The sequence below is a fragment of the Microlunatus aurantiacus genome, assembly GCF_039536605.1.
GTDB classification, from domain to species: domain Bacteria; phylum Actinomycetota; class Actinomycetes; order Propionibacteriales; family Propionibacteriaceae; genus Microlunatus; species Microlunatus aurantiacus.
The window spans coordinates 94,655-107,694 of sequence record NZ_BAAAYX010000026.1; the positions used below are offsets into that span (position 1 = coordinate 94,655).

The following is a 13,040-nucleotide window of genomic DNA, read 5'->3' on the forward strand; positions in this document are numbered from 1 at the left end:
CCGGCGGCACGCTGCTCGGGTTTGTCGGCTCTGCTTGGTCTATAGATCGAGCAGAACCCACGAACCCGAGCAGTCTCGATAGTCGTCCGCTGGGAGCAGCGAACGAGGAGAACACTGTCGGTGGGGGGTCGTACGGTTCCGGTCATGGCCAAGACGCAGACCCGACCCTCGCACCGGTGCACCGAGTGCGGCTGGACCACCGTCCGCTGGGTCGGCCGCTGCGGGGAGTGCCAGGCCTGGGGCAGCGTGGTCGAGGTCGGCGCCCCGCGGTTGGCCGAGGTCAAGGCCGCCACCCCGACCCGGCGGGCCACCCGGATCAAGGACGTCGACGCCGATGCGGCGGCACGGGTCCGGACCGGGGTCGGTGAGCTGGACCGGGTGCTCGGCGACGGCCTGGTGCCCGGAGCGGTCGTGCTGCTGGCCGGGGAGCCCGGGGTCGGCAAGTCGACCCTGCTGCTGGAGGTGGCGGCGCAGTGGGCCAAGGTCGGCCGCACCACGCTGTACGTGACCGGCGAGGAGTCGGCCGCCCAGGTGCGGCTGCGCGCCGGCCGGACCGATGCGCTGGCCGACGACCTGTTCCTGGCCGCCGAGACCGATCTGGGCACCGTCCTCGGACACGTCGAGGAGGTGCGACCGTCGCTGCTGGTGGTGGACTCGGTGCAGACCATCGGCACCGCTGAGGCGGACGGCTCCCCCGGCGGGGTGACCCAGATCCGCGAGGTGACCGCTGCCCTGGTCCGGGTGGCCAAGCAGCGGGGCATGGCGGTGATCATCATCGGTCACGTGACCAAGGACGGGAGCATCGCCGGCCCCCGGCTGCTCGAGCACCTGGTCGACGTGGTGCTCGCCTTCGAGGGCGACCGGCACTCGGGTTTCCGGCTGATCCGGGCGACGAAGAACCGGTTCGGCCCGGCCGACGAGGTCGGCTGCTTCGAGATGGGCGAGGACGGCATCGTCGAGGTCTCGGACCCCTCCGGGCTGTTCACGTCCCGGCACGAGGAACCGGTTCCCGGCACCTGCGTGACCGTCACCATGGAGGGCCGTCGACCGCTGCTCGCCGAGCTGCAGGCGCTGGCCGGGAAGTCGCCGCTGCAGGTCCCGCGCCGCACGATGCACGGCGTCGACTCGGGGCGGCTGGCGATGGTGCTGGCCGTGCTGGAGCGGCGGGCGCGGGTCCGGCTGCACGACAGCGACGTCTACGTGTCGACAGTGGGTGGGGCCCGGGTGGTGGACCCCTCGGCCGACCTGGCCGCGGCGGTCGCCGTCGCGTCCAGCGCCCTGGACGTCCGCCTCACCCAGCGCTGCGTGGCCATCGGCGAGGTCGGGTTGGCCGGCGAGCTCCGCCGCGTCCCCGGTCTGGAGCGCCGCCTCGCGGAGGCGGCCCGGCTCGGGTTCACCGAGGCGGTCATCCCCTCCGACGCCCGGCAGTCGGAGCAGATCTCGATGAGTCGCCACGGGCTGCTGATCCACGCCGTCCCCACCGTGGCGGACGCCCTCGACCGCCTGGGCATCCGCCGGGCCCCGGGCCGACCGGCGGCCGATCGCTGAGCCGTCCGGACCGTCCACGACGGCGGTGAATGTGGCACCGGCTTAAGATGTCCAGCGGAGAACGGGCCGTGAACCGGCCGCGGACGAGGGACGGATCGAAGCGTGGCGCAGGACGGGACTGAGCGGAGCCGGATCCTCGGCTACCTGGCGCTGGTGGCGCCCGGGACGCCGCTGCGGGACGGGTTCGAGCGGATCCTCCGTGGTCGTACGGGTGCTCTCGTGGTGCTCGGGCACAGCCGCGAGGTGCAGGACCTGTGCACCGGCGGCTTCGAGCTGGATGTCCCCTTCACCCCGACGGCGCTGCGCGAGCTGGCCAAGATGGACGGCGCGATCGTGCTGGACGCCGGTGCCCTCCGGATCGTCCGGGCCGGGGTGCACCTGATGCCCGACGCCGCCATCGCCACCGCCGAGACCGGCACCCGGCACCGGACGGCCGACCGGGTGGCACGCCAGACCGGCGTGCCGGTGATCGCGGTGTCCGCCTCGATGGCCACCATCTCGTTGTACGTCGACACCTACCGGCAGTTCGTCGAGAACCCCGACCAGATCCTGGCCAGGGCCAACCAGGCTCTGCAGACGCTGGAGCGCTACCGCTCGCGCCTCGGCGAGGCCACCACCCGACTGTCGGCGCTGGAGGTCGAGGACCAGGTCACCGTACGTGACGTCGCCGCGGTCGCGCAGCGGCTGGAGATGGTGCGCCGGCTGGATCTCGAGCTGTCGGAGTACACCGCCGAGCTCGGCACCGAGGGCCGGCTGCTCGCCCTGCAGATGCACGAGCTGACCACCGGACTGACCGAGCTCGGGAGTCTGCTGGAGAAGGACTACCGGCCCGACAGCGCCGGCGGAGCGGCCCCTGCCGGTTCCGGCGGCGGCGGTGTGCCCGACCCGCCCTTCGGCTTCGCGCTGCTGGCAGCGCTGGACACCACCCAGCTGCTCGACCTGCTGCTGGTGGCCCGGACGATCGGCTTCGCCTCCTCCGACCAGCTGGACACCAAGGTGACCACGCGGGGCTATCGCCAGGTGGCCCAGATCAACCGGCTGCCCGGGGCCCTCGGTGAGCGGCTGATCGAGCACTTCGGCAGTCTGCAGGCGCTGTTCGCGGCCAGCCGCGCCGATCTGCAGGAGGTCGAGGGGGTCGGGGAACAGCGGGCCCGGGCCATCCGCGACGGGCTCGTGCGGGTGGCTGAGTCGGCGTACGCGGACCCCCTGGCCTGAACCCGCGACGCGCCCAGAGCCGGGCCGCCGCTCTGGTCCCGGCGGGCATCGGGGTGGGTCAGCCGATGATCATGCGGACCTGCACCGGATCGGCACCCTTCAGCTGGGCCGTCGCCCAGTAGGTCCCTCCGCGCAGCTTGTCCGTGCCGCGCCGGCAGCTCGTGCCCGCCACCGAGCGCTCGCCGTCCCACGTCATCTTCCAGGCGACGACACCCTTCGCCGCCAGCTTCTTGTCGAACGGCGCCAGCGTCTTGGCACAGTCCCGGCTGCTCCAGATCCGGTCCTTGCCGGAGTAGACCTTGAGCTCGAAGTTCGCCGCCGTCACCGAGGTCAGGCAGGTCAGCCGGCCCGCGTTGACCAGGGACACGGTGAAGGTGGTGTTCTCCCCCACCGACAGCCGGCGATCACCCGCGAGCTTCACCTGCAGCTCGGCCGGCCGGCAGTCAGGTGTCCCGACCACTGTGGCACTGGGGCCGGGCTGGGCCGAAGCGGACGCCGAGGGCGAGGCGGCGGCCGGCGGTGAGCTGACCGGGGTCGAGGACGCCCGGGACGTCGACGGACCCGGGGTCGGCGCAGCCGAAGCCGGGGTGGAGGCGCCGCTCGCTGTCGGCGTCGGCGACGCCGCCGGGTTGCCGGCGGGCAACGGGGGCGGCGGTGCCGTGGCCACGGCCGCCTTGGTCAGGTTGGCCACAGCGAGGACGACTCCGACGGCGAGCAACAAGATCACGGCGACCAGGACGCCCCGCCGGACCCAGTAGGTTCGGGCCGGCTCCGGACCCGTCGGGTGGAGCACGCCACTCATGCGGCACAGGCTACGGAGCCGGAGGGGACCCGGCAGACTCAACACGCCGGGGCGGCGGGACCCGTCCGGGTACGGTGTCCCGCATGCCCGCCACCGACAGCACCGAGGTGGTCGAGAGGGTCCTGCGGTGGTACGACGAGCACGCCCGCGACCTGCCGTGGCGCCGACCCGGAGCCGGCGCGTGGGGGGTGATGGTGAGCGAGTTCATGCTCCAGCAGACCCCGGTGGCCCGCGTCCTCGAGCCGTGGCGCGTCTGGCTGGAGCGCTGGCCGACACCGACGGCACTGGCCGCCGCCCCGGCCGGCGACGCCGTCCGGGCCTGGGGCCGGCTGGGCTACCCGCGCCGAGCCCTGCGGTTGCACCGGGCCGCTGAGGCGATCACCGAGCAGCACGGTGGCGTGGTGCCCGACGACCTGGCCGCCCTGCTGGCCCTGCCCGGCGTCGGCTCCTACACGGCGGCGGCGATCGCCTCCTTCGCGTACGGGCGTCGGCACGTCGTCCTGGACACCAACGTCCGCCGGGTGCTGGCCCGGGTGGCCGCCGGTATGGCGGCGCCGCCGGTCGCGGCGACGGTGGCCGAGAGCCGGCTGGCCGAGGAGTTCCTGCCCGCGGAACCGGCGCGTGCCGCCCGCTGGGCGGTGGCGTCGATGGAGCTCGGGGCGCTGATCTGCACCGCCCGCTCCCCCGCTTGCGAGCGCTGCCCGGTGGAGGACGTGTGCGCCTGGCGCCGGGCCGGTCGCCCGGCCGCCGAGGGCCCGCGGCGGCGGCAGGCGTACGAGGGCACCGACCGTCAGTGCCGCGGGGCGTTGCTGGCCGTGCTGCGCTCCAGCGACGTCTCGGTCGCCCGCGACGAGCTGGACGCGGTCTGGCCCGACCCGGTTCAGCGCGAGCGGTCGCTGACCTCGCTGGTGCTGGACGGCCTGGTGGTCGGCGACGACCTGGTCGGCTACGCCCTGCCCGGCTGACCGGCTGACCGGCCGACCTGTCAGCCGCTGGGGTTGCTCCGGCCACCGCGGGCGCTGACGCCTCGGGCTACTAGGGTCGAACGGTGACCACTGCATTCGCCCCGACCCTGCCCCTGCTGCACGGCGCCACCATCCCCACCCTCGGTCTCGGCACCTGGCCGCTGCGCGGTGCCGACGCGGCGGCCGCGGTCCGCACCGCCATCGAGGCCGGCTACCGCCTCGTCGACACCGCCGAGAACTACCGCAACGAGGACGGCGTCGGCCAGGGCATCCGCGACGCCGGCATCGACCGGTCCGAGGTCTTCCTCACCACCAAGCTCAACCGCGAGTGGCACAGCGTCGACGGCGTGCGTCGGGCGTACGAGGCGAGTCTGCAGCGGCTCGGCGTGGACTACATCGACCTGCTGATGATCCACTGGCCCAACCCGGACCAGGGCACCTTCCCCGACGCGGTCCGCGGTCTCGCGGCGCTGCTGGAGGAGGGGTCGATCCGGGCCATCGGCGTGTCCAACTTCAAGCCGACCCACCTGCGGCGGGTGATCGAGGAGACCGGTGTGACCCCGGACGTCAACCAGATCCAGCTGAGCCCGTACAGCACCCGCGACACCAGCCGCGCCTTCGACACCGAGCACGGCATCATCACCGAGTCCTGGAGCCCGATCGGCGGCTCCGGCGACGACCTGCGCTCCGACCCGCTGCTGGTCGGACTCGGGGAGAAGTACGTCAAGTCGGCCACCCAGGTCGTGCTGCGCTGGCACCTCCAGCTCGGACTGGTGGCCATCCCGAAGTCGGCCGACCCCGGCCGGATCGCGGAGAACATCGCCGTCTTCGACTTCGAGCTCACTCCCGACGAGGTGGCGGCCGTCTCCGCCCTCGACCAGGGTGAGGCCGGCGTCGCCGACTCCGACACCTTCGGCCACTGACCGCCCACCTCCGCTGACGCCCCCTTTCGCACGCTCAGTCCGGAAGGGGCTGGTCCAGGGGCGGCGGTGAGGTGCGGGTGGCTCCGACCGAGGCCGCGACCACGCAGACCAGCGCGAGCCACTGGGTCATGGTGAGCAGCTCGCGGAGCACGATCAGCGCGGCCAGGGCGGCGGCTGCGGGTTCCAGACTCATCAGGATGCCGAAGACCCGCGGGCTGATCCGGCGCAACGCGGTCAGCTCCAGGCTGTACGGGATGACCGACGACAGCAGTCCGATGGCCACGCCGAGCAGCAGCACCTCCGGACGCAGCAGCACCGACCCGGCCTCCGCGATCGCCGGCGCGGCCAGCACCAGGAACCCGACCAGGCTCGCGATCGCCAGTCCACTCAGCCCGGGCCAACGGGCACCGGTCTGCTTGCTGAGCAGGATGTACGCCGCCCAGGCCGCGGCGGCCAGCAGGGCGAAGAGAGCGCCGCGCAGCGTGAGCGCGGCCGGGCTGAACCCGAGCAGAGCGACCCCCAGTCCCGCCAGAGCCACCCAGACGAGGTCGCGCGGACGCCGGGACCCGACCACGGCCACGGCCAGCGGCCCGAGGAACTCGATGGTCACCGCCACCCCCAGCGGGATCTCGGCGAACGACTGGTAGATCGCCCAGTTCATCGTCATCAGCGACACACCGAAGGACAGGGCGATCACCCAGTCGCGACGGCTGCGGCCCCGGAACGACGGGCGCACCACGGCCAGCAGGATCAGCGCCGACGTGGCCAGCCGGAGCCACACCATCGCGGTCGGCGGCACCAGACCGAAGAGGTCCTTGGCGATCGCGGCCCCGAACTGGACCGAGAAGATCCCCCCGACCACCAGCCAGACGGCCGGGATCCGCTGCAGCCGCGCAGCCGGTGTCGGCGGCGACGACGAGGGCGGGGACGGCACGAGCGTCACTGTGTCACGCACGGTCGGCACTACCGTGGGTCCCTCAGCATCCGAGCGCGGAGGTCCAGTGCGGAGAAGTCTCACCCGACGACTGTTGTCGATCGGTCACGGCGACGTCGGCGGTGGGCGGCGCAGCGCCACCGAGGTCACGGTCCGCCGGGTCCACTGGCAGACGACCTACGCCCGGGTGAGCACCGTCGGGCGGACGGGCGACCGCGCCTTCGTGCTGGTCCCCGGCATCGGGGTGTCGTCGAACTACTTCGAGCGACTGGCCGGGCTGCTCAACGAGTACGGACCGGTGCACGCCCTCGACCTGCCCGGCTTCGGTGGCGTGCCGCACCCCAAGAGCCGCCGGATGACCATCAGCGAGTACGCCGACCTGGTCGGCACGGTGATCGACGAGCTCGAGCTGGACGACCCGATCGTGGTGGGGCACTCGATGGGCACCCAGGTGGTCGCGGAGCTGGCCTCGCGCTACCCCGCCGGGTTCGCCGGCCACAAGGCCCTGTCCACCGTGATCCTGCTCGGACCGGTCCTCTACCCGGCGGAGCGTCACCTCGGGGTGGCCGGTCGCCGGTTCCTGCAGGCCGCGCGCAAGGAGCCACCGCGCGTCGCGGTGCTGGCGCTCCAGGCGTACGCGTTGTGCGGGGTGCGGTGGTTCTCCCGGGTGCTGCCGGAGATGCTGCAGTACCCGATCGAGGACGTGCTGCCCGAGGTCACCGCCAACACGCTGGTGATCAGCGGCTCCGAGGACGACCTGTGCCCGCGGGTGTGGATCGACCAGGTGGCCGGCCTGCTCCCCAGCTGCCGGGTCTCGATCATCCCCGGCGCGGCGCACTCGATCATGCACGCGCACGCGGACGTGGTCGCCCAGCTGTCCGTCCAGCACGTCCGCCGCCCGGGAACCGAGCCGCTCTCGCTGCCGGACGGCGGTTCCGACGCCGAGGAGTACCCGGCCGGACTCGGCCAGGTCAGCGGTCAGCTCACCGAGCTGGTCGGCATCGTCACCGACGACGACACCTTGATCGCCGAGGGCAAGACGGCGCAGGCCGAGGCCGTCGAAGAACACAGCGACGACGCGGGCCAGCCGGCCCCAGAGGACCCCCAGCCGGACCCCCACGCGGACGCCCGCGCGGGGAGCGACGACCCCCACCCGGACGCCGGCGGGGAAGGGCCGGCTCCGAGCGACGGAGAGCGCGCCGAGGTCAGCTGACGCCGTCGGCCATCACGGCAGCGAGCCGGTCCAGCGTCGCCTCGCTGCCGGACACCGTGAGCTCGCCCACCGGAGGTCGCCGCCACAGCCAGCAGTCCAGGTCGGCGGCAGTCGCGCTGACCGAGGCGGTGGGCGGCACGTCGTCGGCCACCCAGTCCAGGCAGTCCGTCTCGTGCGCGGCCCCGCCCCCCGGTTCCAGGCCGACGAACCGAGCGACCGTCACCGACCAGGTGTCCCCCGTGTCGGTGGCGTCGAACCGGACGACGTGGTCGTGGTCGGCGGTGAAGGCGCCCCAGGCGGGCGGCTCCCCGTACATCACTCCGAGCACCTCATCGACCCCGTCGGCGGCCAGCGTGGGATCGAGAGCGCTCCGTTCGCCCGCCGTGAGCTCGGCGTCCAGCCGGTGGATCAGCGCCTCGTGCGCCTGGCGGCGGGCGCAGAAGCCGGCGGTCTGCTCACTCGCCCAGGTCCACACCGGGGTCTCCGCCGGGGTGTCGCGGAGCGCCTCCTGCAGGGCGGCGGTCCGGTCGGCGAACAACGCGGCCAGCTCTGCGTCGCCGGGTCGAACCGTCTCCAGCTCGTCGACCTGATCGCCGGTGGTCAGCCGACGAGCGACGATCCGGGCCCAGAACGCCTGCACCTCCGCCAGGTGGAAGAGCAGGTCGGCCGCGTCCCAGCCCGGGCAGGTCGGGACGGCGGTCTCGTACGGGGTCCGGCTGAGCACCTCGGCGAACCGGGCGCTGTCCTCGGCCAGGTGGGTGAGGTAGCGGGAGTAGTCGAGTCGTCTCGGCATGACGCAGGAGCCTACGCGGACCGGCCCGGTGACGCCGAAGAGGACCGCCCCGGCTGGGGCGGTCCTCTCAGGTGGTCAGGCGGTTCGTGCTCGGTCGACCCCGAACGGAGCGGGTGGCCGAGCCACGGACGTGCGGCTCAGCGGTCGCCGGCCGCCTCTCCCGGCTCGCCGGGCTCGATCAGACCCTCGATGACCCCGCCGAACTCGACCGGCGGCGTGTCGGGGGCCGTCGACCGCGGCACACCGGTGAAGGTGAACGCCGACTCCGAACCCGGGTCGTTCACGTCGACGACCACGATCTCACCGGACTTCAGTTCGGAGAACAGGATCTTCTCCGCCATGTGGTCCTCGATGTCGCGCTGGATCGCCCGGCGCAGCGGCCGAGCCCCCAGCACCGGGTCGAACCCGCGCTGGGCGATCAGGGCCTTGGCCGCGGGCGTGAGCTCGATGCCCATGTCCTTGTCCTTCAGCCGCAGCTCGATCTGGGCCACCATCAGGTCGACGATGCGCTCGATGTCGACCTGGGTCAGCTGACGGAACACCACGATCTCGTCGACGCGGTTGAGGAACTCGGGCCGGAAGTGCTGCTTGAGCTCGTCGGCGACCTTGGCCTTCATCTTGTCGTAGCTGCCCTCGGCGTCACCGGCCTGGCTGAAGCCCAGCGACACGCTCTTGGCGATGTCCCGGGTGCCCAGGTTGGTGGTCATCACGATGACGGTGTTCTTGAAGTCGACCACCCGACCCTGCGCGTCGGTCAGGCGACCTTCGTCCAGGATCTGCAGCAGCGAGTTGAAGATGTCCGGGTGGGCCTTCTCGACCTCGTCGAACAGCACCACGCTGAACGGCTTGCGCCGCACCTTCTCGGTGAGCTGGCCGCCTTCCTCGTACCCGACGTACCCGGGCGGGGAACCGAACAGCCGCGACGCCGTGTGCTTCTCGCTGTACTCGCTCATGTCGAGCTGGATCAGCGCGTTCTCGTCGCCGAACAGGAACTCGGTCAGCGCCTTGGTCAGCTCCGTCTTACCGACACCGGACGGACCGGCGAAGATGAACGAGCCGCTCGGCCGCTTCGGGTCCTTCAGACCGGCGCGGGTGCGCCGGATCGAGCGGGACAGCGCCCGGACCGCTTCGTGCTGACCGATGTAGCGCTTGCCGAGCTCGTCCTCCATCCGCAGCAGACGGGCCGACTCCTCCTCGGTGAGCTGGAAGACCGGGATGCCGGTGGCCGTGGACAGCACCTCGGCGATGATCTCCTCGTCCACCTCCGCGACCACGTCGAGGTCGCCGGACTTCCACTGCACCTCACGCTCGGAGCGGGCCCCGAGCAGCTTCTTCTCGTCGTCCCGCAGGCTGGCGGCGCGCTCGAAATCCTGCGCGTCGATGGCGGCTTCCTTCTCCAGCCGGACGGCGGCGATCTTCTCGTCGAACTCCCGCAGGTCCGGCGGCGCGGTCATCCGGCGGATCCGCAACCGGGCGCCGGCTTCGTCGATCAGGTCGATCGCCTTGTCCGGCAGGAAGCGGTCGGAGATGTAGCGGTCGGCCATCTGCGCCGCCGCCACCAGGGCCTGGTCGGTGATGGTCACCCGGTGGTGGGCCTCGTAGCGGTCGCGCAGACCGCGCAGGATGTCGATGGTGTGAGCGATGGTCGGCTCGGAGACCTGGATCGGCTGGAAGCGGCGCTCCAGCGCCGCGTCCTTCTCGACGTACTTGCGGTACTCGTCGAGGGTGGTGGCGCCGATCGTCTGCAGCTCGCCGCGGGCCAGCATCGGCTTCAGGATGCTGGCCGCATCGATAGCGCCCTCGGCGGCACCGGCCCCGACCAGGGTGTGGATCTCGTCGATGAACAGCACGACGTCGCCACGGGTCTTGATCTCCTTGAGGACCTTCTTCAGCCGCTCCTCGAAGTCACCGCGGTAGCGGGAGCCGGCGACCAGGGAACCCAGGTCGAGGGAGTAGATCTGCTTCTCCCGCAGGGTCTCCGGCACGTCGCCGCGGACGATGGCCTGGGACAGGCCCTCGACCACGGCGGTCTTGCCGACCCCCGGCTCGCCGATCAGCACCGGGTTGTTCTTGGTTCTTCGGGACAGCACGGTCATCACGCGTTCGATCTCCGCCTCGCGACCGATGACGGGGTCGAGCTTGTTCTCCCGCGCCGCCTGGGTGTAGTTGCGGCCGAACTGGTCGAGCACCATCGACGACGACGGCGCATTTCCCTGCTCGGGCGCACCGGAGGTCGCCGCCTCTTTGCCCTGGAATCCACTGAGCAGCTGCAGAACCTGATTCCGTACGCGGTTCAGGTCCGCCCCCAGCTTCACCAGCACCTGGGCGGCGACGCCCTCACCCTCGCGAATCAGGCCGAGCAGGATGTGCTCGGTGCCGATGTAGGAGTGATTGATCTGGAGCGCCTCGCGCAGGCTCAATTCGAGCACTTTCTTTGCACGCGGCGTGAAAGGAATGTGTCCACTCGGTGACTGCTGGCCGTGCCCGATGATCTCCTCGACCTTCTGGCGGACGGCCTCGAGCGAAATGCCCAGGGACTCCAGGGCCTTGGCGGCGACCCCTTCACCCTCGTGGATCAACCCGAGCAGGATGTGCTCGGTCCCGATGTAGTTGTGGTTCAGCATGCGAGCCTCTTCTTGCGCCAACACGACGACGCGTCGGGCCCGATCCGTAAATCGCTCGAACATGGCTTCTCCTCGTTGGTGGTGCCTGCAGCGGTGGTCTCTCGCAAGAGGTGGCACCGGCTGGCACAACTCTAGTCCGCAGCGTCCGGCGGTGATCCGCAGCGCGGGAAGCCGAGGGGGTGGAGCCTCTGCGCGGGCGGCGCTCACCCGCCCGAGCCGGCGGGCCGGGCACCCGGCAGGCCCGGGTCGACACCGGCCGCCGACACCCGTCGCCGCTGGTCGGGCAGGCAATCCCGCTGCCCGTGGTCGAGAACGGGGAGACCCCGCTGTCCGCTACCGGCAGCGGACAGCAGCGCGCCCCGGGCGAACCAGTGTTCGCCCAGGGCGCAACCACGACCCTGCTGAAGGAGCCTCGACTCAGGCGTGCGCCTGCTCGTACGCCGACCGCACCTCTGAGGAGATCCGGCCGCGGCTCGAGACCTCCATGCCGTTCTCCAGGGCCCAGGAGCGGATGTCGCTGGTGGAACCCGGACCGTCGGTCGCCGACGGCCGCGCCGCCGCGGGAGCAGCCGCCCGGGAGCGCCGGCGCCCACCGACCTTGCGGGCGTGCGACAGCCACGGGGCCAGGGCGTCGCGCAGCTGCGAGGCGTTCGCCGAGGAGAGGTCGATCTCGTACTCGGCTCCGTCCAGGCCGAAGGACACGGTCTCGTCCGCGTCGCCCCCGTCGTAGTCGTCTTCCAAAATGATTTGGACGCGCTGCGCCACTTCACCCTCCGTTATCAAAGAAATACGTCGAAAAGAACGCTACCCCACGGACCCCTCATCACGAAACCGAAACGTCTGCATCGTTTCTTTTGCTTTTCGGTATTCCTCGGCTTTTACCGAGGGACCGGAAGCGGGCGACTTGTCCATTGGGCTCTCCGAGCATGGTGCTGGGTGAGCTGAGCGTTCGCAGCAGTTGGCCCCCGGGACGCCGGTGGCCGCGAATCGGGAGAAGGCGACCGGGTGATGGCGCTCGGGTGAAGGCGACCGAATCGGGAAGGCGATCAGCCGCGAATCGGACGGCGGTCGATCAGACGATCCGGGTGCCGACCGCGTCTCCGCCAGCGCCGGACCCGCGACCGCGCGCCGGGATCGGCCGGGACGTCGCCACCCGGAGCTACGCGTGGCGGCCACAGGCCGCCACGGCGGCGTGGACTCCGTCAGGCTCGGCGGCGGTCGGCCTCGAAGTTCGGCATCGCGGGCTCGGTGCCGTCGAGCTCGATCACCGTCCGGTCTCCGGGCCCGGCCGGGCCCGCCGCACCGGCCCGGTCGAGCCGGCCGCGCCGCGGCAACCGGTGCACATCGGCCCCGGCGTCCGCCGTCGACGACCCCGGGTCCGACGCCGTCGGCGCCGACGGCGCGGCGGCGCGGACCAGGGCCAGCTCGAGATCCCGCTCGCGGACGGTCTCCCGCAGACCGGCGATGGTGCCGTCGGCCCGGACCAGCTGCCGCCGGACCGAAGCGAGGTCGGTGCGCAGGGCGGAGGTCTCCACCCGCAGCCCGGCGATCTGCGTCTGCTGGCGGTCCACCTCCCGGCGCCACCGCTCGGCCCGTCCGGTCACCGTGTCGAGCACGTCCGCGTTGTGCTGCCGCTCGGACCGGAGGTCCTGGGTGTGCCGCCGACCGACGGCGAGCAGGTCCTGGGCGTGGCGGCGCTTGGTCGCGTAGAGCTCGCGCCAGGCGAGAGCGCACGAGCCGGCCGCCGAGGCCAGCGCGACCACGACGCCGACCCGAAGCGCCCACTCCGGACCGAACAGCGAGGCCAACGACACCACCGTGCCCACCACCAGGACGGCGGTGGACAGCCGCTCACGGGCCGGTGCCGCCTGTGGGCGCGCAGGACCGGAGACCCGGGCGAACGAGGCGGGGGCGGTCACCGGAGCAGTCGTCACGGCGATCACCCTATGTAGGGCGACCCTGGCGGTCCGGGAGGTCGACCACCCGTGTCCCGCCCGCCGACCCGCGGGGCCGCCGGGCCGGC

The 13,040-nt window shown here is 72.1% G+C and carries 11 protein-coding genes; 5 read left to right on the forward strand and 6 right to left on the reverse strand.

Annotation, left to right across the window (positions count from 1 at the left end):
* Nucleotides 1–144 precede the first annotated feature (144 nt).
* Entirely contained in the window at nucleotides 145–1,548 is a 1,404-nt protein-coding gene (radA, locus tag ABD714_RS21460) for a DNA repair protein RadA (RefSeq protein ID WP_344814500.1), read from the forward strand.
* A gap of 102 nt (nucleotides 1,549–1,650) precedes the next feature.
* A complete protein-coding gene (gene disA / locus ABD714_RS21465; RefSeq protein WP_344814501.1) occupies nucleotides 1,651–2,763 on the forward strand; it encodes a DNA integrity scanning diadenylate cyclase DisA in 1,113 nt (370 codons plus the stop codon).
* Nucleotides 2,764–2,821: 58 nt separating this feature from the next.
* Here disA and ABD714_RS21470 read toward each other — a convergent pair whose 3' ends face one another.
* Nucleotides 2,822–3,565: a hypothetical protein gene (locus ABD714_RS21470; RefSeq protein WP_344814502.1), complete on the reverse strand. Its 744-nt coding sequence runs from the start codon at nucleotides 3,563–3,565 to the stop codon at nucleotides 2,822–2,824.
* 83 nt (nucleotides 3,566–3,648) lie between these two features.
* Here ABD714_RS21470 and ABD714_RS21475 point away from each other — a divergent pair, with 83 nt between their 5' ends.
* Nucleotides 3,649–4,530 carry an HhH-GPD family protein gene (locus ABD714_RS21475; RefSeq protein ID WP_344814503.1) on the forward strand — a complete coding sequence of 294 codons (882 nt, stop codon included), beginning with the start codon at nucleotides 3,649–3,651 and terminating at the stop codon, nucleotides 4,528–4,530.
* Nucleotides 4,531–4,613: 83 nt separating this feature from the next.
* Nucleotides 4,614–5,453 carry an aldo/keto reductase gene (locus tag ABD714_RS21480; RefSeq protein ID WP_344814504.1) on the forward strand — a complete coding sequence of 280 codons (840 nt, stop codon included), beginning with the start codon at nucleotides 4,614–4,616 and terminating at the stop codon, nucleotides 5,451–5,453.
* A gap of 34 nt (nucleotides 5,454–5,487) precedes the next feature.
* Here the strand turns inward: ABD714_RS21480 and ABD714_RS21485 are convergent, their stop codons facing one another.
* Nucleotides 5,488–6,387: an EamA family transporter gene (locus ABD714_RS21485; RefSeq protein ID WP_344814505.1), complete on the reverse strand. Its 900-nt coding sequence runs from the start codon at nucleotides 6,385–6,387 to the stop codon at nucleotides 5,488–5,490.
* 94 nt (nucleotides 6,388–6,481) lie between these two features.
* Between ABD714_RS21485 and ABD714_RS21490 the strand changes: the two genes are divergently transcribed.
* Entirely contained in the window at nucleotides 6,482–7,600 is a 1,119-nt protein-coding gene (locus tag ABD714_RS21490; protein WP_344814506.1) for an alpha/beta fold hydrolase, read from the forward strand.
* Here ABD714_RS21490 and ABD714_RS21495 read toward each other — a convergent pair.
* The 4 genes from ABD714_RS21495 to ABD714_RS21510 form a co-directional block, all read right to left on the reverse strand.
* Complete coding sequence (locus ABD714_RS21495) at nucleotides 7,593–8,393, reverse strand: maleylpyruvate isomerase family mycothiol-dependent enzyme (protein WP_344814507.1); 801 nt, start codon at nucleotides 8,391–8,393, stop codon at nucleotides 7,593–7,595. The genes ABD714_RS21490 and ABD714_RS21495 overlap by 8 nt on opposite strands.
* Nucleotides 8,394–8,530: 137 nt before the next feature.
* Nucleotides 8,531–11,080, reverse strand: a complete 2,550-nt coding sequence (locus ABD714_RS21500; protein ID WP_344814508.1) for an ATP-dependent Clp protease ATP-binding subunit — start codon at nucleotides 11,078–11,080, stop codon at nucleotides 8,531–8,533.
* A gap of 354 nt (nucleotides 11,081–11,434) precedes the next feature.
* A complete protein-coding gene (locus ABD714_RS21505) occupies nucleotides 11,435–11,782 on the reverse strand; it encodes a histone-like nucleoid-structuring protein Lsr2 (RefSeq protein ID WP_344814509.1) in 348 nt (115 codons plus the stop codon).
* A gap of 437 nt (nucleotides 11,783–12,219) precedes the next feature.
* Nucleotides 12,220–12,951 (reverse strand): hypothetical protein, encoded by a 732-nt coding sequence (locus ABD714_RS21510; RefSeq protein ID WP_344814510.1) that lies wholly within the window; start codon nucleotides 12,949–12,951, stop codon nucleotides 12,220–12,222.
* Between the last annotated feature and the right edge of the window lie 89 nt (nucleotides 12,952–13,040).